The following is a 22,477-nucleotide window of genomic DNA, read 5'->3' on the forward strand; positions in this document are numbered from 1 at the left end:
CTGGCCATGGACCAGGACCCGGCCCCGCTGTCGGAGCTGATCTCCGACGCGATCGCGCTCCTCACCGGCAAGCACACCGTTCGCTGCCCCCATCCCGGATGCAACGTCAGCGTCCGCTACCGAGCCGTCACCCCCGACGAGGCCAAGCGACTGACCGACCTCGCCACCGACCACACCCGTCACTGACCAGCACAAGGAGGAAAACCGTGCGATTCCGCATCCACCGCACCAAGTGGCCCCGTCCGGCCCTGGTTCTGACCGACACACCCCGGCCCGACTGCCCCGACTGCCAGGGAATCGGCGGCCACAACCACGACTACGGCGACTACTCCACCGGCGAGTACGCGGGCACCGAGTGGGAGCCCTGCCCCTGCTGGGACGAAACCCGCCGATGGATCCTCCTCCCGCTCCCGCACCGCCGGGACCGGCACACCACCAGCCCGGACCCTCGGGCCGGCGCCTACAGCGACGAACCCCCGTTCTAGCAACGCCGAGAGCGGCCCCCTCACGCCAATGACCGGGGCCGCTCTCTCCCAGCACTCAAGAACTGGAGACCCCAAGCATGACCCAGCCCACCGACTTTCCGCGAGACCCCGCCCGGGCCTTACCCCCCAACCTGCGCACCGCGCTCTGGCTCGCCGAACTGGGCCTTCCCGCTCTGCCTCTCAGCCGCGTGAAGCGGCCGGTGGGGAACTGTCCGGACTGTAAGGCGAGCGCCTGCGGGGACCGGCCCCACATGCTGGCGGCCGGCCCCTGCGTCTGCCCCGCCCCCTGCCACGGTTGGGCCGCAGCCACCACCGACCCGGAGGTCCTCGCCTCCCCGGCATGGGCTGCGGCGTGGCGGCAGGCTCAGGGGGTCGCCTACCACCCCGGCGGCGCCGGGCTCACCGTCGTGGACCTCGACAACGCCGACGCGGTCGCGTGGGCTCGCCGGGAGCTCCCCACGACCAGGGTCGTGGCGACAACGCGGGGGGAGCACTGGATCTACCGGGGCGCCATGCGCTCGGTCAACGGCGTCCGTGACGGCGTCGACCTCAAGTCCACGATGGCTTATGCCCGGTGGCGGGGTGCCGGGACCGGCACGGTGCAGCCGCTGCCCGACGTCGTGCGCGCGCTGGCCGTGAAGGAGCCCACCAGGGCCCGGCAGACACCCCGCGTGGTCGCCGTGCCCGCGCCGGCCGGGGGCGGGGAGTGTCGCCACCGCTCCCCCTCCTACCTGGTGCGCGGAATCGCCATGGCGGAGCAGCGTATTACCGAAGCACCCGAAGCCATTCACAAGACCGTGTACCGGACCTTCCTCGCCGTGCTGTCCGCGCACGGCCGGTGCGGCTGTCTCACCGACGCGCACATCAAGCGGCTGTTCACCGCCGCTCAGGAGAAGGGCGAATCCCTGCGGAACTGCGAGGACGCCTGGAACAACGCCCGAACGAAGCTGGGACTGTAGGCATGCCCGAGGACGAGAAGACTCCCGCCCGCGAGATCATCACCGACTACGCACAAGCGCACTTCCGGTACTTCCGCACCGCCGACGGGACCGTGTACGCGCAGCAGAACGGCCACCCCGTGGCCCGCCCGATCCGCTCCCAGGGAACCGCGGGCAGTCACCGGCAGGAACTCATGGTCGGTCTCTTCAAGGACGGGCTCGGTGTATTCAACGGCACCGCGCTCAAGGAGGCGTTGGACTTGATCGAAGCACTCGCGTTGACCGAGGACGTGCAGCCTGTCCACATTCGCGTCGCGCCGGGGTTCGACGGGGCGACCTGGCTCGACCTGGGCCGCACCGACGGCCAGTCCGTCCGTATCCACCCCACCGGCTGGGACATCCTCACCCCCGACCCGCGCGAGGTGTGCTGGCGGCGCACTCAGCTCACCGGGGAACTGCCCATGCCGGCCAAGGACACCGACGGCAAGGGTCTGGATCTCCTGTTGCGGCTGTGCAACTTCGCCAACGCGGAGACCGAGTGCCTGGCCGTCGCGTGGCTCATCGGGTGCCTCGGACCTTCGGTGCCGGTCCCCGCGCCGTTCCTCACCGGCCCCCAGGGGGCGGGGAAGTCGACCGGCGGGCGGATGCTGGTGCGGATCATCGAGGGCATGAGCGGCGACCTGCGCCGAGCACCCAAGGACGAGGAGAACCTGATCGCGGCGGTAGCGGCCGGATGGGTCACCGCCCTGGACAACCTCTCCCACCTGCCCCCGGATCTGTCGGACGCGATGTGCTGCATCGTCACGGGCGCCGAGAACGTCAAGCGTGCCTTGTTCACCGACGGGGATGTGGTCCGCTCCCGCTACCGCCGGCCGTTGCTGCTGACCGGTATCGACGTCGGCGTCATCCGGCCCGACCTCGCGGAACGGCTCCTGCCGCTGCGTCTGGAGCGCCCCAAGGTCCGGCGCACTGAGGCGGAACTGTGGGCGGAGTACGCGGAAGTCCTGCCCGTCATCCTCGGCTCCCTCCTCGACCTCACGGTCACCGTCCGTGCCGCGCAGGCGGACATCCCCACCGACCTGCGCATGGCGGACTTCGCCCACCTGTGCGCGCAGCTCGACGCGGCCACCGGCCTCGGAGCGCTGAACGCCTACCGGGCCGCCCTGGACGACCTCAACGACGACGTCATCGAAGGAGACCTGCTGGCCCAGACCGTCCTCAAGCACGCCGCCGGCACCGATCCCGGCGAAGAGGTCCGGATGACCTCGACCGAGTGGCTGCACGCCCTCACCCAGCTCTACACCGGAGAGGACTGCCGCCCCCTGCCCAAGGGGTGGCCCACCACCGGCAAGGTCTTCTCCGACCGCCTCAAGCGGCTACAGCCCACGCTCGCCGCACGCGGCGTACTCGTCGACTGGGGCCGCACCAAAACCGCCCGGTACATCGAGATGACCCGCCCCGCCGCCACGCCGCCGGAGCAACCGGACCCGATGTTCTGACCCGCGCGCCACGACCAGCCGGCCGCACAAGCAAGAGGAGCACCCGGCCCCGGGCGAGGCGTGCTCCTCTTGCCGTTCCGGCGGCTTGCCGCCGCTGCAAGGGACGTGCCGCGCAGCGGCTCCCTCTTCACGCTCTAAAGCGCACCGCCACCACAACAGACAGACCCCCCCTTCATCTTTTCCTAAGAGAAGAGACGCTGCGTCACCCACGTCACCACACGCCAGAAAACGCCCGTGACGTGCGCATACACAGGTGACGCAGACGGCCACGACTTCGTCATCACGCGTCACCCGCGTCACCGGCCCACGTCACCCGATGACGCTGACGCAGACCGGTGACACACGACCACACCACCGCGTCACCGAAACCCGCAGGTCAGACGGCGAAGTGACGTGAGTGACGTAGTGACGCAGAAATCCGAGCCTCGGACACCCCGCCACCCGCCGGAGGAGCACATGCCCGCCCAGAGCGACCCCCGCGCCATCCTGCGCGGCGGACTCCCCGACCGCTACCTCACCCCCGACGACGTCGCCGAACTCTTCGACGTACCCGTGGAGACCGTCTACCAGTGGCGCAAGAAGCGCACTGGTCCGCCTGGCTTCCGCGTCGGCAAGCACCTGCGCTACGACCCCGCCGACGTCCATGCCTGGATCGCCGAACAGAAACAGGCGGATCTCAGCCAAGCCGCCTAACCCACCACCAAACCGCTGAGGGCGGGCCCACCCGGGCCCGCCCTCAGCGCTTCCCCAGAAAGGCCCTCACGTGGCAGGCCACATCCAAGACCGCTGGTATAAGACCGAACCCGGGCCCAACGGGAAGTCCGTAAGGGCCAAGACGGACCGATACGGCACCGGGCTCCGCTACCGCGCCCGGTACATCGGGCCCGACGGCACCGAGAAAAGCAAGTCGTTCCGGGACCGTGAGAAGCGGCTCGCAGAGCAGTGGCTCGCGCACATCGAGGCCGACATGTCCCGTGGGGCCTATATCGACCCGGCGGCTGGCCGGACTACCTTCCGCCAATACGGGGAGAAGTGGATCGCGGGGCAGACCACTGACATGACCACGCGTACGACCGTGGAGGTGCAGCTCCGGCTCCACGCGTTCCCGCACATCGGCACGCGTCCGCTGGGCTCCTTCAAGCCCGAGCACATCCGGGAGTGGCTCGGCACCCTGGAGGGGGTGCTCCCGAAGTCGTCCTATCGGCGCGTCATCTTCAACACCGTGTCGGCGGTGCTGACCGCGGCCGTGGAGGACGGGCACCTTCTCAAGAATCCGTGCCGGGCGACTTCGGTCCGCGCTCCCCTTCCGGCGACGCCTCGCGTACGTCCTTGGACCGCTGAGCGCGTTTTCGCCGTGCGAGCGGCGCTGCCCGCGCGGTACCGGGCTATGGCCGACGTAGGCGGCGGTTGTGGGCTCCGACAGGGAGAGATCTTCGGGCTTGCCGTGGATGCGGTGAACCACGAAACGGGCTGGGTCCACGTTGACTGCCAGGTGAAGGTGGTCAACGGGCATCTTGTCTTCTCGCCGCCGAAACGGAGCAAGGAACGGGATGTCCCGCTGCCTGACCGTGTCGCGCATGTGCTCAAGCGGCACAGCGAGGAGTTTCCTCCCGTGGACGTTACGCTCCCTTGGCTCCGGCCGGACGGGCCGCTCGTCACCAAGCGGCTGTTGTTCTCTCTCGCCGGCGGCGGGGCCGTGCGGCGGACCGACTTCAATACCCGCGTGTGGAAGCCCGCCCTGGTAGCGGCAGGGGTGATCCAAGAGCCGAAACCCGGTGAGCGCCACCAGGCCGCGCGCGAGCACGGGATGCACGCACTGAGGCACTTCTACGCCTCGGCGCTGCTGGATGCCGGCGAGAACATCAAGGCGCTGAGTACGTACCTCGGGCACGCCGACCCAGGCTTCACCCTCCGGACCTACACGCACCTCATGCCGAGTAGCGAGGGACGGACCCGGAAAGCCGTGGACGGGGTCTACAAGGCCTCGGATTCTGCGTCGGACGGCCCACAGACGGCCCAGGGAGGATGAGACGGCTCCGGGCCGGTGGTCACTGACCACCGGCCCGGATGTCCTGCGCGGCCCGCAGGGGCTCTGACCTGCGGTTACAGCACGGGGAGGTTCTTGCGGAGTTCGAAGGCCGTGACCTCGCTGCGGTACTCCTCCCACTCCTGCTTCTTGTTGCGGAGGAAGAAGTCGAAGACGTGCTCGCCGAGGGTTTCGGCGACCAGTTCGCTGCGTTCCATCAGGGAGATGGCCTCGCCGAGGTTCTGCGGGAGGGGTTCGATGCCCATCGCGCGGCGTTCGGCGTCGGAGAGGGCCCAGACGTCGTCGTCGGCGCCCGCGGGGAGTTCGTAGCCCTCCTCGATGCCCTTGAGGCCGGCCGCGAGGAGGACGGCGTACGTGAGGTAGGGGTTGGCGCCCGAGTCGATCGAGCGGACCTCGACGCGGGAGGAGCCCGTCTTGCCCGGCTTGTACATCGGGACGCGGATCAGGGCGGAGCGGTTGTTGTGGCCCCAGCAGATGTACGAGGGGGCCTCGCCGCCCGCGCCGGCGCTGCGGGAGGAGCCGCCCCAGATGCGCTTGTAGGAGTTGACCCACTGGTTGGTGACCGCCGCGGTTTCGGCTGCGTGCTTGAGCAGCCCCGCGATGAAGGAGCGGCCGACCTTGGAGAGCTGGTACTCGGCGCCCGACTCGTAGAAGGCGTTGCGGTCGCCCTCGAAGAGGGAGAGGTGGGTGTGCATGCCCGAGCCCGGGTACTCCGAGAACGGCTTCGGCATGAAGGTGGCCTGGACGCCCTGTTCGAGGGCGACCTGCTTCATGACGAGGCGGAAGGTCATGATGTTGTCGGCCGTCGAGAGGGCGTCGGCGTAGCGGAGGTCGATCTCCTGCTGGCCGGGGGCGCCCTCGTGGTGGCTGAACTCGACCGAGATGCCCATCGATTCGAGCATGGTGATCGCCTGGCGGCGGAAGTCCATGCCCACGTTCTGCGGGGTGTGGTCGAAGTAGCCGGAGTTGTCGGCCGGGACCGGGCGGGTGCCGTCCAGCGGCTTGTCCTTCAGCAGGAAGAACTCGATCTCCGGGTGGGTGTAGAAGGTGAAGCCCAGGTCCGAGGTCTTGGCCAGGATGCGCTTGAGGACGTAGCGCGGGTCCGCGAAGGACGGGGAGCCGTCCGGCATGAGGATGTCGCAGAACATCCGGGCGGTCCCGGGGGCCTCGGCGCGCCACGGCAGTATCTGGAACGTGCTCGGGTCCGGCTTGGCGATCATGTCGGACTCGTAGACCCGTGCGAAGCCCTCGATGGCGGAGCCGTCGAAGCCGATGCCCTCGTCGAAGGCCTGCTCCAGCTCCGCGGGGGCGACCGCGACGGACTTCAGGAAGCCCAGTACGTCGGTGAACCACAGGCGCACGAAGCGGATGTCGCGCTCCTCAAGCGTCCGGAGGACGAATTCCTGCTGCTTGTCCATGCCTTCATCCTCGCAGTTCAGACGGCCTGTGCACCACCGCCTCACGGTTCGGGGCACAGTCGGGCCGGCCCAGTATCGCCAGTGGTGGTTTCCGCCACATTACGCACCCGGGAAAGCTCGCGGCACCCCCGCACTGACCTCGGAGTCGTCATGAGCATTACCATCTGCGCCCATGGGGGGCCTGCGGTGCGTGCGGCAGGGGCGTCGGGGACGTCCCGGCGTTCGGCGTGCCCTTCTGCTGACGGTCTTCGGGGCGCTGGTCGGGGTGCTGGTCGGGGTGCTGACCGGCGCGCTGTTCCTGTGTGCGTCCCGGTCGGGCGAGTCCTCCGCCCCCGCACCAGCGCCCGCGCCGGCGGGCGCGCGGGCCGAACCGGGGGCGCACGGCACGGCGCACGCCGTCTGCGTGTCCCCGTACGACCTGCCCGGCTGCTCATCCCTCGCGCACGTGACCCCGGGCGTACTGCCCGTGCCGCCGCCCGCCGTGAGCGTGCCGGGCGGCGAGCCGCCGCCCGGCACGGCGGTCTCCGGGGCGGGCCGGATCCGGCCGCCCCTGCCGCTCGCGCGCGCCCCCGACCTGCATGTCCTCCAGGTGCTGCGGACCTGACAGGTCCGGTTTCGCGTTCCGTCCACCCCCCTCAGCAGAAGGAACCAGGGCACATGGCCAGCAAGTCCGGCAGGACCCAGCAGCACACCGACCCGCACTCCCGCCAGGCGCGCATAGCCGAGATGCGCCGCGCCGACAAGATGCGGGAGCGGCGCAACAAGGCCATCGCGATCACGGTCTCGACGGTCGTCGTCGCCGGTCTGGTCGGTTTCGGCGCATGGGTGCTGATCGACCAGAAGCAGACCGAGCAGCGCAAGAAGGAAGCCGCGGAGCAGATCCGCAAGGAGGCCGAGGAGGTCCGCAAGAAGCCCGTCGAGGGCGAGCAGGTCTGGGACGCGAAGAAGCTCGGCCGCAACCACGTCGAGACCCCCGTGAAGTACGAGATGAACCCCCCGGTCGGCGGTGACCACCACCCCCGCTGGACGAACTGCAACGGCGACGTCTACAAGAACCCGCTGCCCGAGGTGAACGCCGTGCACTCGCTGGAGCACGGGGCCGTGTGGGTGACGTACAACGAGAAGGCCGCCAAGGCCGACGTGGACAAGCTCGCCGCGACCGTCGGCAAGACCCCGTACACGCTGATGAGTCCGATCAAGGAGCAGGCGGGCGCGATCATGCTCAGCGCGTGGGGCAAGCAGCTGACCGTGGAGACGGCGGACGACCCGCGGGTGAAGCAGTTCTTCACCAAGTACGTCCAGGGCGAGCAGACCCCCGAACCGGGCGCGGCCTGCACGAACGGGCTGGCGGACAAGTGACCGGCCGCACGCCGCGCACGCCGCGTACGCCCCGTACGCCCCGTACGTACTGGGCCGCGGGCACGGCCGTCCTGCTGGCGCTGCTGTTCGCGGCGGCGGCCACGGTCGCCGCCGCGAACGGCGATGCCGGTGCGCCGCCCCGGACCGCCGCCCCCGCCACGCCGGGGCTGCACTCCCCTGACGCGGGCTTCGCCCGGGACATGGCGGTGCATCACCAGCAGGCGGTGGAGATGTCCTTCATCGTGCGGGACCGCACCCAGGACGAGGCGGTGCGCACCCTCGCCTTCGACATCGCCAACACCCAGGCCAACCAGCGGGGCATGCTGCTCGGCTGGCTGGACCTGTGGGGGCTGCCGAAGGTCGTGGCCGACGAGCCCCCGATGTCCTGGATGGGGGCTTCGGGAGGCCACGGGGGTCATGCGGAGCACGGCGCGGCCCAGCCCGGCGCGCTGATGCCCGGCATGGCCACGAAGGAGGAGCTGGAGCAGCTGGGAGCCGCCTCCGGGCGGGACGCGGAGGTGCTCTTCCTCCAGCTGATGACCGACCACCACAAGGGCGGCGTCGCGATGGCCGAGGGCTGCGCGCGGCAGTGCGCGACCCCGGTCGAGCGGGCGCTGGCCCAGGGCATGGCCGACGCGCAGCGCTCGGAGCTCACGCTGATGGCGGACATGCTCGGGAAGCGCGGAGCCGCCCCGCGCGGGTGACCGGGCACGCACCGCACGGATGCCCGGGCACGCCCCACGCGGATGCCCTGGGACGCCTCGCGCGGGTGCCCCGGGACGCGCCGCGCGGGTGCCCGAGGACGCGCCGCGCGGGTGACGGGACACGCCCGTACGGTGGTGGGAGGGCGCCCTCTCACCCGTACGGGCGTGCACTCCCGTCCGTGCGTGGGAGTCGCACCGCGGTCCGTGGGCGGGGGACGCCGAGGCGGGCGCAGCCGCGTCCCGCCGCTCGTACGGCGCTCAGGAGGTTGATGCGATGACCACCGCCGGAGAGATCATGCACAGGGGGGCCCAGTGGATCCCCGCCACCGAGACCCTGGACCGGGCCGCCCAGCTGATGAGCGAGCTCAACGTGGGCGCGCTGCCCATCAGCGACAGCGAGGAACGGCTCTGCGGGATCCTGACCGACCGCGACATCGTGGTCGGCTGCGTGGCCAAGGGGCGCGACCCGTCGAAGATCACGGCCGGTGACATGGCCCAGGGCACCCCGCGCTGGATCGACGCGGGCGCGGACGTCTCCGAGGTACTGGAGGAGATGCAGAGCCACCAGATCCGCCGGCTGCCGGTGATCAGCAACAAGAAGCTGGTCGGCATGATCAGCGAGGCCGACCTGGCCAAGCACCTCTCCGACGAGCAGATCGCGGGCTGGGCCGAGAAGGTCTACGCGAGGAGCTGACCGGCGGCGTCGCGGACCGCCCGGGCCACTTGGTCCGGGCGGTCGAGCATGACCAGGTGCCCGGCGGGCTCGGCGACCTCGAAGCGCGCGCCGAGCACGTCCGCGAGGTCCGCCTGGCGGGCCAGCCAGCGCAGGGCGCAGGCGCCGGCCGAGCCGTCGTGGCCGGCGAGGACGGTGGCGGGGGCGGTCAGCGGGTGCGTCCCGCGCAGGGCGAGCAGTTCGGCGGCCATGTCCGGGTAGCGGGAGTTCTCCAGCAGGGCGCCGCGCCAGACGCGGCCGGTGCGGTAGCAGCGGCGTACGAGGTCCCGTGCGGCCGGGTCGGAGCCGCCGGTGCGGGAGGCCCGTACCGCGGCGCGCCGGGCCAGTGGCCCCAGCGCGGCCGGCAGCCCGGCGGCGGTCACCGCCCGGCCGAGGGCGCGGGCGGCGCCGGTGCGCAGCGCGGCGGGCAGCACCGTACGGGGGTCTTCCTCGACGCTGCCGTCGAGCAGGACCAAGGCGGCGGTGCGCCGCGGGTACAGGCGGGCGAAGGCCTCGGCGTGGAACGCGGCGATCGAGTGCCCGACGACGGTGACCGGGCCGGTGAGAGCGAGTGCGTCCAGCAGGCCGGCGATCCGGTGGGCCTCCCCGGCGGTGGTCGGCGGCTCGCCGGCCGGGCCGCTGAGGCCGTGGCCGGGGCGGTCGAAGCGGACGACGGTGCGGCCCGAGGCGGCGAGCAGCGCGGCGACGGGGTCCCAGTCGAACCAGGCCATGGCGAGCCCGGCGCTGAGCACGCACACGGACCCCCGGCCCTCGACGACGACGTGCAGCGGCACCCCGTCCACGCGGACGAACCGGCCGGTGCCGCTCGCGCACGGAGCCGCGTACGGGTCCTCGTGCGCGTCCGCGTACGTCGGCACGCTCGGCGGCACGCGCGGCGGCGTCATGTACGGCCCTCCTTGTGGACCGAGTACGCGAGCAGGCCCAGCCAGAGCGCAACGAGCAGCACCTGGAGCCGCTGCCCCGCGCCGAGGGCCCAGGTCCCGCGCCCCGCGGTGAACAGCGCGATGGCGGTCAGCGTCCACGCGGTGGCGAGCAGTTCGAGGGCGACGAGCGCGGGCCCGCAGCGGGCGAGCGGGGCGAACCAGCCGTAGCGGCGGGCGGCGACGGTCAGGGCCACCAGGCCGACGAGGGCACCGGTCATCGCGAGGCCGCTGCTGACGGCATGGGCCCGGTGGGTGGCGGGGACCAGGCCTGCGGTCTCCAGGGCGGCGCATTCGGGGTCCACGGTGGGCGTGCAGCTCAGCGGCAGCCAGGCGTCGGCGGCGGTCGCCGCGCCGAAGAGGGTGATCCCGGCCCAGCCGACGACCGCCCAGAGGCGGCGCGACTCGGCGTACTTCAGCAGCCGGGACAGGGCCAGCAGTCCGCCGGCGAAGGCGAGCAGCCCGGCGGTGAAGTCGGTGGCCCGGAACAGGCCGCCGAGCGGCTGGTCCTGGGCGGCGAGTTCGCTGACGTACGTCTCGATGGGGTTGAGGCCCGTGGAGAGCACGACTTCGAGCACCCACGCGGTGTACGCGGCGCCGGCGAGACCGATCAGCACGGCGACCGGCCAGGCGGTCCGCGGAGAGAGGCCATGTGGGGGCATAGTGTGACTAATCCTAAGCAGACCCGGGAGTCGGTCCTATGATCGGATACCCACCCCGGGTAGGGTTCCCGCCATGACGCGCAGTGCTGAGCGAGCCGCCCCGGGACTCCGGTTGCTGCTGCTCGCCGCGCTGTTGCTGGGCATCGTCACCATGCACACCCTCGGCCATCCGGCTGACTCCCATGCCATGGAGGACGTGTCCGCGGCCCACTCCGTTGCCTCGGCCGGGTCACCCGGCCCGGCCGCGGACGGCGGCGCGCACCACATCCCGGCGCCCCCGCCGACGGCGCCGGACCCCGAGCAGGACCCCCTGCCGGCCCTGGAACCGGCCGTGGAACCGGCCGAACCGCCCCTGGCGGCGGCCATGGGACCGGGCCCGGCGCAGGCGGCCGGGACGCAGTGGCCCGGCACCGGCATGGACCCCATGTCGGTCTGCTCCGCCGTGCTCGCGGGGCTCGTCCTGCTGTACCTCGGCGCCGGACCGGCCGGCTCCCGCGACACCGCGCCGCTCGGGGGCGCGGCCCGCATACCGGGCCGGTCCGGTGGCCCGGATCCGCCCTCGCCCCGCGAGCTCCTCGCCCGGCTGGCGGTCCTGCGGGTATAGGCCCTGCCCCGGCCGTCGCCTCCGCATGCCCGTACGTCCGTGTGCCCGCACGCCTCCGTGCCCGTACGCCGGGACATCCGCATGCCCGCGGTGCCCCACAGCCCGCGTGCCCCCATGCCCGTAGGCGTGCGCACCCGTACGCCCGTACGCCCGTACACCCGCGAGGCGGCGCCGAACCGCGCCCATGAATCCGTACCACCAGACCCACGAGGTGCTCCCATGCGCTCTCTTCCCACCCGTCGCGCCGTGCTCGGCGCATCCGCGGCCCTCGCCGGCTCCGGACTGCTCGCCGCCTGCTCCGGCTCCTCCTCCCGCCCCTCGGGCACGGACCACGGCTCCATGAACCACGGCGGATCCGCCGCCGACGGCCCCGCGGGGTACGTGGACCCGGCCGGCCCCGAGGTCCGGGCCGCCGAGGCGGCCCGCAAGGCCACCGGCCCGCTCACCGAGGTCAAGGTCACCGCCACCGCCACCCCGCTCGACCTCGGTGCCGGGCGGACCGTCCGCTCCTGGGCGTACGGGGACAAGCTGCCGGGCCAGGAGATCCGGGCCACCGCCGGCGGCACGCTCTCCCTCACCCTGGCCAACAACCTCCCCGAGGCCACCTCCCTGCACTGGCACGGCCTCGCGCTGCGCAACGACATGGACGGGGTCCCGGGGCTGACGCAGCGGGACATCGCCCCGGGCGGATCCTTCACGTACAAGTTCGCCGTCCCCCAGCCGGGGACGTACTGGTTCCACCCCCACACCGGGGTCCAGCAGGACCGCGGCCTCTACGCCCCGCTCATCATCGAGGACCCGAAGGAGCCCCTCTCCTACGACAAGGAGTGGGTGGTGGTCCTGGACGACTGGATCGACGGAGTGGACGGCGCCACCCCGGACGCCGTCCTCACCGAGCTCCGCAAGGGCATGAACGGGGACGGGAACCGGGGCGGCGGCGCGGGCGGCGGGGGCCACGCCGGGCACGGCGCCGCGCCCGCCCCGTCCGCCCCCAGGGCCGCCGGCCGCTCCCACCTCCTCATGGGCGCCGACAGCGACATCCTCGGCAAGGACGCGGGCGACGTCGCCTACCCCCACTACCTGATCAACGGCCGGGTGGCGGAGGACCCGTCGGTCTTCACCGCCCGCCCGGGGGACCGGATCCGGCTGCGCATCATCAACGCCGGCGGGGACACCGCCTTCCGGATCGCCCTCGGCGGCCACGAGCTGACGGTCACCCACACCGACGGCTACCCGGTGGAGCACACGAAGGCGGACTCACTGCTGCTGGGCATGGGCGAGCGGTACGACGTCCTGGTCACCGCCGAGGACGGGGTGTTCCCGCTCACCGCGCTGGCCGAGGGCAAGGGGAAGTCGGCGCTGGCGGTGCTGCGCACCGGGACGGGTACGGCGCCCACGGCCGCGACCCGGCCGGCCGAACTGGACACGCCGCCGCCGTCCGCGGACTCGCTCAGGGCCGCCGGTGCGGCCGTACTGGCCCCGCGCGAGCCGGACCGTACGGTGCAGATCCGCCTGACCGGCTCCATGACCCGGTACAACTGGGCCTTCGACGGCAAGCCGTACACACCGGACCAGCGGCACCCGGTGAAGGCGGGCGAGCGGGTCCGGCTGCAGTTCCGCAACGCGACGCCGATGTGGCACCCCGTGCACCTGCACGGCCACACCTTCGCGCTGGCCGGAGAGGGCGGCGGGGCGCGCAAGGACACCGCGATCATCCTGCCGGGCGGGCGGCTGACGGCGGACTTCGACGCGGACAACCCCGGACTGTGGATGGTCCATTGCCACAACGTCTACCACTCGGAGTCCGGAATGATGACGGTGCTGGGCTACCAGCTGTAGGCGGCGCCGTACGGTCCCGGGTCGGCCCCTCGGCGGGCCGGCCCGGCACCGGGCCGGGATTCGGGCGGGCGCGGGCCGCGGTCATGGCACCCTTGCGGTGATCACAGCATCTGCGACAAAAGGACGCCCCCGCCGGTATGAGCACGCCGAACCCGCCCAGCACCCCTCCCGGCCCGTCCGAAGAGCCCGCGGGCACCACCCCGACGGCCGAGGCCGCCTCCATACCGGCGCCGTCCGCACAGCCGCTGTCACTCGACAAGACCCCGGCCGCGGCAACCCCGGAGTCCCCCGAACAGCCCCTGTCGCTCGAAAAGGCCCCGAAGAGTCCGGTAGCCCCCGAGCCCCCGGCCGACGCCAAAACTCCCGAGGCCCCGGTGCCCGCCGACACTCCCGCCACCCCGGCCCCGGCGCCCGCCCCGGCCGACCCCTGGGCCACACCCGACCCCTCGGCTCCCAAGGCGCCCGCGGCCCCGTCCGCACCGGCGGCACCGGCCGCACCGGCCGCCCCCGCGGCCCACGGCGCCCCGGCAGCCCCCGCCCCCTCGCCGTTCGCCCCGCCCGCCCCGGCGCCGGGCCCGCCGACCGTCCCCGGCGGGCCGGCCCCCGTCTGGGGCGCGCCCCCCGCGTGGGGACAGCCCGGCTTCGGCGGGGTCCCGTACGCCGGTTACCCGCAGGGCCCCCCGACCACCAACGGCCTGGCCGTCGCCGCCGTGATCGTCGCCTGCTTCGCCATCATGACCGGCCTCGTGCCCCTCTTCTTCTGGGCGGGCGCCCTGCTGGCCGTCGTCGCCACGGGCCTCGGCATCGGCGCGCTCGTCCGCGCCGGCAAGGGCGCCCCGAACAAGGCGATGTCCGTCGTCGGCACCGTCCTCGGCGTGCTCGGCCTCGCCGCCTCCGTCGGCGGCTTCTTCATCACGGCCGTCTTCCTCGACAACACCTCCGGCCGCTACGAGCAGGGGATCGACATCGACGAGGAGGAGCTGGACCTGGAGGGGCTCTACCCCAGCGGTGAGCCCTGGCCGTCCGCGTCCCCGTCGCCCTCCCAGGTCCCGGGCCTGACCAGCGCGCTGCCGTTCGGCGAGACCTTCACGTATCCGAACGGCATCAAGGTGAGCCTCTCGGCGCCGAAGAAGTACGTCACGAAGAACAAGTACTCCAAGGTGGGCAACGCGGTGGCGATGACGCTCACCATCACCAACGGCTCGTCCGGCACGCACAACGTCATCTACGCGATGCCCAACGTCCGCGACGAGGACGGGATGACAGCCAAGCTCGTCTTCGACGGCGACGTCCCGAAGATGGTCAAGGGCGACATCCTGCCGGGCGAGTCCGCGAGCGGGATCCTGGCCTTCGAGGTCCCGGAGGGCACCGAGCGCATCAGCGCCGACATCTCACCCGGGATCCTGCTGCCCCACGCGAAGTTCAGCGGCTCGATCGGCTGACCCGGGCACACCGGACGGCCGGGGCCCAGGACATCGCGTCAGAAAGACGATTAGACTGGGCGCCGTGCCTCAACTACGCCTCGCTCTGAATCAGATCGACTCGCACGTCGGCAACATCGACGCCAACACCGACTCGGTCGTCCACTGGACCCGGCACTCCGCCGAGCAGGGTGCCCACCTGGTGGCGTTCCCGGAGATGATGCTGACCGGGTACCCCGTCGAGGACCTCGCCCTGCGCGGCTCCTTCGTCGAGGCCTCCCGCAGCGCGCTGCGCGAGCTCGCGCGGCGGCTGGCGGACGAGGGCCTCGGCGACCTGCCGGTCGTCGTCGGTTACCTCGACCGCACCGAGAAGGCCGTCCCCCGGCTCGGCAAGCCGGCCGGCTCCCCCGAGAACGCGGCGGCCGTGCTGCACCGCGGGCAGGTCGTCCTGCGCTTCGCCAAGCACCACCTCCCCAACTACGGGGTGTTCGACGAGTTCCGGTACTTCGTGCCGGGCGACACCCAGCCGGTGATCCGGGTCCGCGGCGTCGACGTGGCCCTGGCCATCTGCGAGGACCTCTGGCAGGAGGGCGGCCGGGTCCCGGCCACCCGCTCCGCCGGGGCCGGACTGCTGATCTCGGTCAACGCCTCCCCGTACGAGCGCGACAAGGACGACCTGCGCCTCGAACTGGTCCGCAAGCGGGCGCAGGAGGCCGGCTGCACCCTCGCCTACCTGGCGATGATCGGCGGCCAGGACGAGCTGGTCTTCGACGGCGACTCGATCGTCGTCGACGCCGACGGCGAGGTCATCGCCCGCGCCCCGCAGTTCTCCGAGGGCTGCGTCCTGGTCGACCTCGACCTGCCGGCCGCGCGCGCCGACGCCCCCGAGGGCGTGGTGGACGACGGACTGCGCATCGACCGCGTGGTCCTCTCCGAGGAGCCCGTGGAGGCGTACGAGCCCGTCGTCACCGGCGGTTACGCCGACCGTCTCGACGACGACGAGGAGGTCTACGACGCGCTGGTCGTGGGGCTGCGCGCGTACGTCAAGAAGAACGGATTCCGCTCCGTCCTGATCGGGCTCTCCGGCGGCATCGACTCCGCGCTCGTCGCCGCCATCGCCTGCGACGCGATCGGCGCGCAGAACGTGTACGGCGTCTCGATGCCCTCGAAGTACTCCTCGGACCACTCCAAGGGGGACGCGGCCGACCTGGCCGAGCGGACCGGGCTGAACTTCCGGACCGTGCCGATCGAGCCGATGTTCGACGCGTACATGGGCTCGCTCGGCCTCACCGGCCTGGCTGAGGAGAACCTGCAGTCCCGGCTGCGCGGCACCATGCTGATGGCGCTCTCCAACCAGGAGGGCCACATCGTGCTGGCCCCGGGCAACAAGTCGGAGCTGGCCGTCGGCTACTCCACGCTCTACGGCGACTCGGTGGGCGCGTACGGCCCGATCAAGGACGTCTACAAGACGGACGTCTTCCGGCTCGCGCACTACCGCAACCGGGCCGCCGCCGAGCGCGGCGAGACCCCGCCGATCCCGGAGAACTCCATCGTGAAGCCGCCGAGCGCCGAACTGCGCCCGGATCAGGTGGACACGGACTCGCTGCCGGACTACCCGGTGCTCGACGCGATCCTGGCCCTGTACGTGGACCGCGACCAGGGCATGGAGGCCATCGTGGCGGCCGGCTTCGACCGCGAGCTGGTCGCCAGGACCCTGCGGATGGTGGACACGGCGGAGTACAAGCGCCGCCAGTACCCGCCGGGTACGAAGATCTCCGCGAAGGGCTTCGGCAAGGACCGTCGGCTGCCCATCACGAACGGCTGGCGCGAGCAGGCGTAGCCACCGCGCGCGGCCGCCGGGCGCGGGGGCCGTGTCCTACGGCCGTGCCCGGCGGCCGTGCGCGTCAGGGCTTGACCGTGACCCGGGCGGCGACCGGAAGGTGGTCGCTGCCCGTGCGCGGCAGGGTCCAGGAGGCCTCCGGCCGGATCCCGCGGACCATGATCTGGTCGATCCGGGCCATCGGGAACTGCGCCGGCCAGCTGAAGCCGAAGCCGTCGCCCGCCGCGCCCTGGGTGGAGCGCATCTGCGAGGTGACCTCGGACAGGGCGCGGTCGTTCATGGTGCCGTTGAGGTCGCCGAGCAGGATGACCTTCTTCAGCGGTTCGGCGGCGAGTGCGGCGCCCAGCGCGTCGGCGCTGTCGTCGCGCTGGTTCGCGGTGAAGCCGGCGTTCAGCTTGACCCGGACCGAGGGAAGGTGCGCGACGAAGGCCGCGACCTTCCCGTGCGGGGTGTCGACGGTGGCGCGCATGGCCCGGGTCCAGCCCATCCTGATGTCGACGGGGGCGCTCGCGCTCAGCGGGTACTTGCTCCAGAGGCCGACGGTGCCCTCGACCGAGTGGTACTTGTACGTGCCCGCCAGGACCTTCTCGTAGACGGGGACGGCGCTCCCCTTGAGCTCGGTCAGGGCCAGGACGTCGGCCCCGGACCGGGCGACGGACTCGGCGGTGCCGGCCGGGTCGGGATTGTCGGCGTCGACGTTGTGGGTGGCGACCACGAGGTTGCCGCCGGAGCCGGACTTGTCGGTGACCAGGCCGCCGAACAGGTTCACCCAGACCGCGCCGGTCAGCACGAGCGCGATGAGCGCGGTCGCGGACCTGCGGAAGACGGCGCCGGCCAGCAGGAGCGGGACGGCCAGGCCCAGCCAGGGCAGGAAGGTCTCGGTGAGGCTGCCGAGGTTGCCCACGTCGTTGGGCAGCTCCGCGTGGAAGATCATCACCAGCGCGATCAGCAGGGAGGTCGCGGCGAGCGCCCATCCCCGCCGCCAGATCCCGGGGTCCCTGCGCAGTTCGGCAAGCCGGCGCCGGAAGGGGGATCCGGAGGGCTCGGGCTCCGAGCCGCCGTTCCCCGATTCCGTCATGTACGCCTGTGCCATGCCACTGCCCTCACTGCCGTGCTCGCGCTCCGTCCCCGCCCCTTGACCCTAGGCGATGTACGGAGCCTTCCGTGTCGTACGTCACGACCGTCCGTCACGGTCGTACGTCCGGGAGGACGAACGGCCGTGCGCACCGGGTTCCGCTTGTCACGAAACGCGCACATTGGATCCCTCGGGACGGGTGTGCCCCCCGCCACTTCCGCCTTCGGCCCCACGGATGCCACCATGGTGGGTGAGTCCGGGGACGCCGTGAGGGCGCCTCGAGATGACACAAGGAGCAGTTGCAATGACGCATGCCGTTTCGCCTGCCCGCGAACCCGCAGCCGCGGCCTCCCCCACCCTGTACGGAGGCACGGGCACCCGGCGCATCACCGTCCGCGACCTGACGCTCGCCAAGGAACGCGGCGAGAAGTGGCCCATGCTCACCGCCTACGACGCGATGACCGCGTCCGTCTTCGACGAGTCCGGCATCCCGGTCATCCTCGTCGGCGACTCCATGGGCAATTGCCACCTCGGCTACGACTCCACCGTGCCGGTGACGATGGACCAGATGACCATGCTCTCCGCGGCCGTCGTACGGGGCACGAGCCGCGCCCTGGTCATCGGCGACATGCCGTTCGGCTCGTACCAGGAAGGCGCCGTGCAGGCGCTGCGCAGCGCCACCCGTCTCGTGAAGGAGGCCGGGGTGGGAGCGGTGAAGCTGGAGGGCGGCGAGCGCTCGCTGGCCCAGACCGAGCTGATCGTGCAGTCCGGCATCCCGGTCATGTCCCACCTGGGACTGACCCCGCAGTCGGTCAACGCCATGGGCTACCGGGTGCAGGGCCGCGGCGACGAGGCCGCGCACCAGCTGCTGCGCGACGCGAAGGCGGCGCAGGACGCGGGTGCCTTCGCGGTGGTGCTGGAGCTCGTCCCGGCCGAGCTGGCCGCCGAGGTCACCCGCTCCCTGCACATCCCGACGGTCGGCATCGGCGCGGGCTCGGAGTGCGACGCGCAGGTGCTGGTGTGGACCGACATGATGGGCCTGACCGGGGGGAAGCTGCCGCGGTTCGTGAAGCAGTACGCGAACCTCCGCGCGACCATGGGCGACGCGGCGAAGGCCTTCGCCGAGGACGTGGTCGGCGGAACGTTCCCGCAGGCGGAGCACGCCTTCCACTGACGGTGTGGGCGGCCGTTCCGCCGGCCGCCGCACCGCTCACCGGGAGCTCACCGACAGCCCGCCGACCGCGTGTCGGCGGGCTGTCGTATGTCTGTCGTACGTTTGTCGGTCGGCTGTCGGTGCTCTGTCAGTGGCGGCTGCTCCCATAGGGGCATGACGCGAAACGACAAGAAGCCCAACGCCGTGGAGGTACGGGGGCTGGTCAAGCACTACGGCGAGACCAAGGCGCTCGACGGCGTGGACCTGGACGTCCGGGAAGGCACCGTCCTCGGAGTCCTCGGCCCCAACGGAGCCGGCAAGACCACCCTCGTCCGCTGCCTCTCCACCCTGGTCGTCCCCGACGCCGGCACCGCCGTCGTCGCCGGGTTCGACGTGGTCCGCCAGCCTCGGCAGCTGCGCCGCACCATCGGCCTCACCGGCCAGTACGCCTCGGTCGACGAGAAGCTCTCCGGCTGGGAGAACCTCTACATGATCGGGCGGCTGCTCGACCTCTCCCGCAAGGACGCCCGCCGCCGCGCGGACGAGATGCTGGAGCGGTTCTCCCTGACCGAGGCGGCCAAGAAGGCCGCCATGAACTACTCCGGCGGCATGCGCCGCCGGCTCGACCTGGCCGCCTCCCTGATCGGCAACCCGGCCGTGCTCTACCTGGACGAGCCGACCACCGGTCTCGACCCGCGCACCCGCAACGAGGTGTGGGACGAGGTCCAGCGGCTGGTCGCCGAGGGCGCCACCGTGCTGCTCACCACCCAGTACATGGAGGAGGCCGAGCAGCTCGCCGGCGAGCTGACGGTCATCGACCGCGGCAAGGTCATCGCCAACGGCAAGGTCGACGAGCTGAAGGCCCGCGTCGGCGGCCGCACCCTGAAGATCCGCCCCGTCGCCTCCGCCGACCTGCCGGGCATGGCCCGCGCGCTGGCCGAGGCCGGACTGGACGGCGTGGCCGGCTCCCAGGCCGTGCCGGACGAGGGCGTGCTGCTGGTCCCGATCCTGAGCGACGAGCAGCTGACCGCCGTGGTCGGCCTGCTGGCCGGCCGCGGGTACGCGATCGCCGACCTCGGCACCTACCTGCCCAGCCTCGACGAGGTGTTCCTGGCCATCACCGGTCAGAAGCCCACCGTCGTCGAGGACTCCGTCCCCACCGAGAAGACCGAGGAGGTCGCGGCATGAGCACCGTAACCACGACGAAGCCCGCGCCCACCGCGCCCGGTCCGGCCTCGGTGGCCGCGCACCCGGGCGAGGGCCGGATCGGCCTGCGGGCCAATCTGCGGCACATCGGCGCGCTGGTGCGCCGCAACGCCCTCCAGATCAAGCAGGACCCCGAGTCGATGTTCGACGTCCTGTTCATGCCGATCATCTTCACGCTGCTGTTCGTGTTCGTGTTCGGCGGCGCCGTCTCCGGCAAGGGCAACCAGGGCCAGTACGTCAGCTACCTGGTCCCGGGCCTGATGGCCATGATGGGCATGAACATCGCCATGGCGGTGGGCACCGGGGTCAACGACGACTTCAAGAAGGGCGTGATGGACCGCTTCCGGTCCATGCCGATCGCCCGGTCGTCCGTCCTCCTCGCCAAGATCGTCGTCGAGATCGGCCGGATGCTGATCGCGATCTCGATCCTGCTCTGCGTCGGCTTCATCCTCGGTCTGTCGATCGACGGCTCGGTCCTGGACCTGTTCGCCGCCGTCGGCCTGTCGGTCGTCTTCGGCGCCTCGCTGATGTGGATCTTCATCCTGCTGGGTCTGACCATGAAGACCGCGCAGGCCGTCCAGGGCATGGCGATGCTGGTCCTGATGCCGCTGCAGTTCGGCAGCTCGATCTTCGCCATGCCGTCCACCATGCCCGGCTGGCTGCAGGCCTTCACGGACTACAACCCGCTGTCCAACCTGGCGGACGCCGCCCGTGCCCTGATCAACGGCACTCCGGTCGGCGACTCGGTGTGGATGACGCTGGCCTGGTCGCTCGCCATCACGGCGGTCACCATGCCGCTCGCGGTGCGCAAGTTCCGCCAGAAGACCTGACCCGCGGACCGGTCCACTCCGGATCGCGTCCCGGACGGACACCGGCCGGGGGCCGGGTCAGATGAGGGCGGTGGCCTCCTCCATGGAGAGGCCGCCGCCTTCGGCGTACGCCTTCTCGAAGGCCGGGTCGCCGAGCGCCGCCCGCGCCCGCTCCTCGACGAAGGCGCCGTCCTCGCGTTCCGTGGTGATCGGGAAGTGCCCGGGCGGCAGGTGGGTGCGGTAGGCGCCGAGCAGCCGGACGGCGTCGTACTCGCGCCGCGGGCCGCCGAGCGAGACGAGGGAGACGGCCCCGGTCAGCAGGTACACGGCGGGCAGTTGCGGCGCGACCATCATCACGAGCGGGTCCCGGACCCTGTTCGTGGCCTCGCGGATCCGCACCAGCGCCTCCGCGTACTCGCCGTCCCGGTTGTCCAGCCAGGCCATCGTGGCGAGCAGGAACACGTCGAAGACGGCGTACGCCCCGAGCGCGAAGTCCTCGCGCAGCGCCTGGAGCTGGGCCCGGGCCTCGGCGATCCGGCCGGTGCGGCCGAGCAGGCCCGCGAGGAACATCCGGGCAGCGGGCATGGCTTCGTTGCCGTACCCCTGCCACCTCGCCGTGATCTCGGTGAGGATCGCCTCGGCCTCCTCGGCCTCCCCGTTCTCGATCAGCGTCCCGGCCATCCGTACGCGCAACACCGTCACCTGGGCCTTGGCGCCCAGGCGTTCGGCGTGCTCGATGGCCGCCCGGAAGTCCTCGGCGGCCAGCGCGTACATGCCGCGCTTCTCCCGGGACTCGGCGCGCGCGGACAGCGCCTCGGCGCAGCCCCAGTCGTCGCCGAGCTCGCGGAAGAGGTCCAGGCTCTCCTCGGCGTCGCGGGAGGCGTCGCCGGCCCAGTCCGCCCGGTTGGCGAGGATGTTGGCCCGCAGCTGCAGGGCGGAGGCGAGCTCCCAGCGGTAGCCGAAGGAACGGGTGGTCTCGACGGTCTCGTCCACGACGCGCTGGAGCAGCCGGGGGTCGCCGGCGATCATGACGGCGTAGATCCAGAGGGAGGAAGGGGTCCGGCAGGTCTGCGGCAGCCCCGGCCGGTAGGCGGCGAGCACGCCGTCGATCTGGGCCCGGACCTCGGGGGTGTCCCAGGTGTCGCTGTTCTGGTCGCGGGCGGCCAGCCGGATCAGCTGGATCCCGCGCCAGGCCTCGGTGAGCAGTTCGCCGGTGTACGGCGGGGGCGCGTCGACGATCCGCTGGTAGACGGGCTCGGCGGGGACGGCGGGCGCCGCGAAGGGGTTGGGGCCGAGCGCGGCGGCCGCCGCGGACCAGTGCCGGGACTCGGTGGCCAGGTCGTGCATGTGCCAGTACCAGCCCAGGGAGTGGACGAGGCACAGCACCTCGTCGGCGTCGCGGGCGGCCACCGCGCGGCGCAGGGCGGTACGGATGTTCTCGTACTCGGTGACGAGCCGCTCGGTGGCGGCCCGCTGCCCGTGACCGCGGAGCAGGGGCTCGTTGGCGCGGGCCAGTTCGCGGTAGTGGACGAGGTGGCGGCGCTCGGTGCGCTCGCGGTCGCCCTCGGCGGCGGCGAGGCGCTCGTCGGCGTACTCGGCGACGGTCTCCAGGAGGCGGTAGCGCATGCCGGAGCCGTCGGGGCCGGGGGCGGCGACGACGAGGGATTTGTCGACGAGGGAGCCGAGGACGTCGGCGGTGTCGTAGGACGGGTCGGCGCAGACGGCCTCGGCGGCGGCGAGGTCGCAGCCGCCCGCGAACACGGAC

Annotated in this window: 22 protein-coding genes; 17 read left to right on the top strand and 5 right to left on the bottom strand. The window is 72.0% G+C overall.

The genetic code is table 11. The features are described 5' to 3' along the window. Window positions 1–6 precede the first annotated feature (6 nt). The 6 genes from IF88_RS0126255 (at window position 7) to IF88_RS0126280 (ending at window position 4,951) form a co-directional block, all read left to right on the top strand. Window positions 7–186 carry a hypothetical protein gene (locus IF88_RS0126255; RefSeq protein ID WP_030717393.1) on the top strand — a complete coding sequence of 60 codons (180 nt, stop codon included), beginning with the start codon at window positions 7–9 and terminating at the stop codon, window positions 184–186. A gap of 20 nt (window positions 187–206) precedes the next feature. Then, window positions 207–485: a hypothetical protein gene (locus tag IF88_RS0126260; protein ID WP_030717397.1), complete on the top strand. Its 279-nt coding sequence runs from the start codon at window positions 207–209 to the stop codon at window positions 483–485. Window positions 486–562: 77 nt separating this feature from the next. Further along, window positions 563–1,444 carry a bifunctional DNA primase/polymerase gene (locus IF88_RS0126265; protein ID WP_051837573.1) on the top strand — a complete coding sequence of 294 codons (882 nt, stop codon included), beginning with the start codon at window positions 563–565 and terminating at the stop codon, window positions 1,442–1,444. Window positions 1,445–1,446: 2 nt separating this feature from the next. Continuing rightward, on the top strand, window positions 1,447–2,922 hold the full coding sequence (locus IF88_RS0126270; protein ID WP_030717403.1) for a hypothetical protein: 1,476 nt from the start codon (window positions 1,447–1,449) through the stop codon (window positions 2,920–2,922). A gap of 456 nt (window positions 2,923–3,378) precedes the next feature. Then, on the top strand, window positions 3,379–3,615 hold the full coding sequence (locus tag IF88_RS0126275) for a helix-turn-helix domain-containing protein (RefSeq protein ID WP_030717405.1): 237 nt from the start codon (window positions 3,379–3,381) through the stop codon (window positions 3,613–3,615). A 70-nt stretch (window positions 3,616–3,685) separates the two neighbouring features. Beyond that, entirely contained in the window at window positions 3,686–4,951 is a 1,266-nt protein-coding gene (locus IF88_RS0126280) for a tyrosine-type recombinase/integrase (protein ID WP_030717408.1), read from the top strand. A gap of 74 nt (window positions 4,952–5,025) precedes the next feature. Here the strand turns inward: IF88_RS0126280 and IF88_RS0126285 are convergent, their stop codons facing one another. Continuing rightward, complete coding sequence (locus tag IF88_RS0126285) at window positions 5,026–6,387, bottom strand: glutamine synthetase family protein (RefSeq protein WP_030717411.1); 1,362 nt, start codon at window positions 6,385–6,387, stop codon at window positions 5,026–5,028. A gap of 172 nt (window positions 6,388–6,559) precedes the next feature. On the opposite strand from IF88_RS0126285, the gene IF88_RS42340 reads away from it, so the two are divergent. The 4 genes from IF88_RS42340 (at window position 6,560) to IF88_RS0126305 (ending at window position 9,144) form a co-directional block, all read left to right on the top strand. Beyond that, window positions 6,560–6,991 (top strand): hypothetical protein, encoded by a 432-nt coding sequence (locus IF88_RS42340; RefSeq protein WP_051837574.1) that lies wholly within the window; start codon window positions 6,560–6,562, stop codon window positions 6,989–6,991. 53 nt (window positions 6,992–7,044) lie between these two features. Further along, window positions 7,045–7,746 carry a DUF3105 domain-containing protein gene (locus IF88_RS0126295; protein ID WP_030717417.1) on the top strand — a complete coding sequence of 234 codons (702 nt, stop codon included), beginning with the start codon at window positions 7,045–7,047 and terminating at the stop codon, window positions 7,744–7,746. Further along, the gene (locus IF88_RS0126300; protein ID WP_030717420.1) at window positions 7,743–8,450 is read left to right on the top strand and encodes a DUF305 domain-containing protein; all 708 of its coding nucleotides are present in this window, start codon (window positions 7,743–7,745) and stop codon (window positions 8,448–8,450) included. The genes IF88_RS0126295 and IF88_RS0126300 overlap by 4 nt, the downstream gene beginning before the upstream one ends. Window positions 8,451–8,724: 274 nt before the next feature. Beyond that, on the top strand, window positions 8,725–9,144 hold the full coding sequence (locus IF88_RS0126305) for a CBS domain-containing protein (RefSeq protein ID WP_030717424.1): 420 nt from the start codon (window positions 8,725–8,727) through the stop codon (window positions 9,142–9,144). Here the strand turns inward: IF88_RS0126305 and IF88_RS0126310 are convergent. Next, window positions 9,129–10,067: an alpha/beta fold hydrolase gene (locus tag IF88_RS0126310; protein WP_078893153.1), complete on the bottom strand. Its 939-nt coding sequence runs from the start codon at window positions 10,065–10,067 to the stop codon at window positions 9,129–9,131. The two genes, IF88_RS0126305 and IF88_RS0126310, sit on opposite strands and share 16 nt — an antisense overlap. Then, window positions 10,064–10,765 (bottom strand): DUF998 domain-containing protein, encoded by a 702-nt coding sequence (locus tag IF88_RS0126315; RefSeq protein ID WP_030717429.1) that lies wholly within the window; start codon window positions 10,763–10,765, stop codon window positions 10,064–10,066. The genes IF88_RS0126310 and IF88_RS0126315 overlap by 4 nt, the downstream gene beginning before the upstream one ends. Before the next feature lie 73 nt (window positions 10,766–10,838). Here IF88_RS0126315 and IF88_RS0126320 point away from each other — a divergent pair, with 73 nt between their 5' ends. The 4 genes from IF88_RS0126320 (at window position 10,839) to IF88_RS0126335 (ending at window position 16,469) form a co-directional block, all read left to right on the top strand. Beyond that, a complete protein-coding gene (locus IF88_RS0126320; RefSeq protein WP_063754844.1) occupies window positions 10,839–11,369 on the top strand; it encodes a hypothetical protein in 531 nt (176 codons plus the stop codon). Between the two features lie 219 nt (window positions 11,370–11,588). Next, entirely contained in the window at window positions 11,589–13,208 is a 1,620-nt protein-coding gene (locus tag IF88_RS0126325; protein WP_030717443.1) for a multicopper oxidase family protein, read from the top strand. A 137-nt stretch (window positions 13,209–13,345) separates the two neighbouring features. Beyond that, the gene (locus tag IF88_RS0126330; RefSeq protein WP_030717445.1) at window positions 13,346–14,650 is read left to right on the top strand and encodes a DUF4352 domain-containing protein; all 1,305 of its coding nucleotides are present in this window, start codon (window positions 13,346–13,348) and stop codon (window positions 14,648–14,650) included. Window positions 14,651–14,714: 64 nt separating this feature from the next. Next, window positions 14,715–16,469: an NAD+ synthase gene (locus tag IF88_RS0126335; protein ID WP_030717447.1), complete on the top strand. Its 1,755-nt coding sequence runs from the start codon at window positions 14,715–14,717 to the stop codon at window positions 16,467–16,469. A gap of 64 nt (window positions 16,470–16,533) precedes the next feature. On the opposite strand, the gene IF88_RS0126340 is transcribed toward IF88_RS0126335, so the two are convergent. Beyond that, complete coding sequence (locus tag IF88_RS0126340) at window positions 16,534–17,562, bottom strand: endonuclease/exonuclease/phosphatase family protein (protein ID WP_030717449.1); 1,029 nt, start codon at window positions 17,560–17,562, stop codon at window positions 16,534–16,536. 286 nt (window positions 17,563–17,848) lie between these two features. On the opposite strand from IF88_RS0126340, the gene panB reads away from it, so the two are divergent. The 3 genes from panB (at window position 17,849) to IF88_RS0126355 (ending at window position 20,733) form a co-directional block, all read left to right on the top strand. Further along, on the top strand, window positions 17,849–18,718 hold the full coding sequence (gene panB / locus IF88_RS0126345; RefSeq protein ID WP_030717457.1) for a 3-methyl-2-oxobutanoate hydroxymethyltransferase: 870 nt from the start codon (window positions 17,849–17,851) through the stop codon (window positions 18,716–18,718). A 153-nt stretch (window positions 18,719–18,871) separates the two neighbouring features. Then, entirely contained in the window at window positions 18,872–19,885 is a 1,014-nt protein-coding gene (locus IF88_RS0126350) for a daunorubicin resistance protein DrrA family ABC transporter ATP-binding protein (RefSeq protein ID WP_030717468.1), read from the top strand. Then, window positions 19,882–20,733 (top strand): ABC transporter permease, encoded by an 852-nt coding sequence (locus IF88_RS0126355; RefSeq protein ID WP_030717471.1) that lies wholly within the window; start codon window positions 19,882–19,884, stop codon window positions 20,731–20,733. The genes IF88_RS0126350 and IF88_RS0126355 overlap by 4 nt, the downstream gene beginning before the upstream one ends. A gap of 57 nt (window positions 20,734–20,790) precedes the next feature. On the opposite strand, the gene IF88_RS0126360 is transcribed toward IF88_RS0126355, so the two are convergent. Further along, window positions 20,791–22,477, bottom strand: a 1,687-nt coding sequence (locus tag IF88_RS0126360; RefSeq protein WP_030717473.1) for a tetratricopeptide repeat protein, incomplete at its 5' end; no start/stop codon positions are given.

Source organism: Streptomyces sp. NRRL F-2580 (genome assembly GCF_000720115.1).
Lineage (GTDB): Bacteria > Actinomycetota > Actinomycetes > Streptomycetales > Streptomycetaceae > Streptomyces.

Bases quoted from the DNA above. Each gene is read 5' to 3' on its own strand.
- IF88_RS0126315 (WP_030717429.1), bottom strand. From the start codon at position 10,765: ATGCCCCCACATGGCCTCTCTCCGCGGACCGCCTGGCCGGTCGCCGTG.
- IF88_RS0126320 (WP_063754844.1), top strand. From the start codon at position 10,839: ATGACGCGCAGTGCTGAGCGAGCCGCCCCGGGACTCCGGTTGCTGCTG.
- IF88_RS0126350 (WP_030717468.1), top strand. From the start codon at position 18,872: ATGACGCGAAACGACAAGAAGCCCAACGCCGTGGAGGTACGGGGGCTG.
- IF88_RS0126265 (WP_051837573.1), top strand. From the start codon at position 563: ATGACCCAGCCCACCGACTTTCCGCGAGACCCCGCCCGGGCCTTACCC.
- IF88_RS0126330 (WP_030717445.1), top strand. From the start codon at position 13,346: ATGAGCACGCCGAACCCGCCCAGCACCCCTCCCGGCCCGTCCGAAGAG.
- IF88_RS0126355 (WP_030717471.1), top strand. From the start codon at position 19,882: ATGAGCACCGTAACCACGACGAAGCCCGCGCCCACCGCGCCCGGTCCG.
- panB (WP_030717457.1), top strand. From the start codon at position 17,849: ATGACGCATGCCGTTTCGCCTGCCCGCGAACCCGCAGCCGCGGCCTCC.
- IF88_RS0126295 (WP_030717417.1), top strand. From the start codon at position 7,045: ATGGCCAGCAAGTCCGGCAGGACCCAGCAGCACACCGACCCGCACTCC.
- IF88_RS42340 (WP_051837574.1), top strand. From the start codon at position 6,560: ATGGGGGGCCTGCGGTGCGTGCGGCAGGGGCGTCGGGGACGTCCCGGC.
- IF88_RS0126255 (WP_030717393.1), top strand. From the start codon at position 7: ATGGACCAGGACCCGGCCCCGCTGTCGGAGCTGATCTCCGACGCGATC.
- IF88_RS0126310 (WP_078893153.1), bottom strand. From the start codon at position 10,067: ATGACGCCGCCGCGCGTGCCGCCGAGCGTGCCGACGTACGCGGACGCG.
- IF88_RS0126340 (WP_030717449.1), bottom strand. From the start codon at position 17,562: ATGGCACAGGCGTACATGACGGAATCGGGGAACGGCGGCTCGGAGCCC.
- IF88_RS0126270 (WP_030717403.1), top strand. From the start codon at position 1,447: ATGCCCGAGGACGAGAAGACTCCCGCCCGCGAGATCATCACCGACTAC.
- IF88_RS0126325 (WP_030717443.1), top strand. From the start codon at position 11,589: ATGCGCTCTCTTCCCACCCGTCGCGCCGTGCTCGGCGCATCCGCGGCC.
- IF88_RS0126285 (WP_030717411.1), bottom strand. From the start codon at position 6,387: ATGGACAAGCAGCAGGAATTCGTCCTCCGGACGCTTGAGGAGCGCGAC.
- IF88_RS0126275 (WP_030717405.1), top strand. From the start codon at position 3,379: ATGCCCGCCCAGAGCGACCCCCGCGCCATCCTGCGCGGCGGACTCCCC.
- IF88_RS0126305 (WP_030717424.1), top strand. From the start codon at position 8,725: ATGACCACCGCCGGAGAGATCATGCACAGGGGGGCCCAGTGGATCCCC.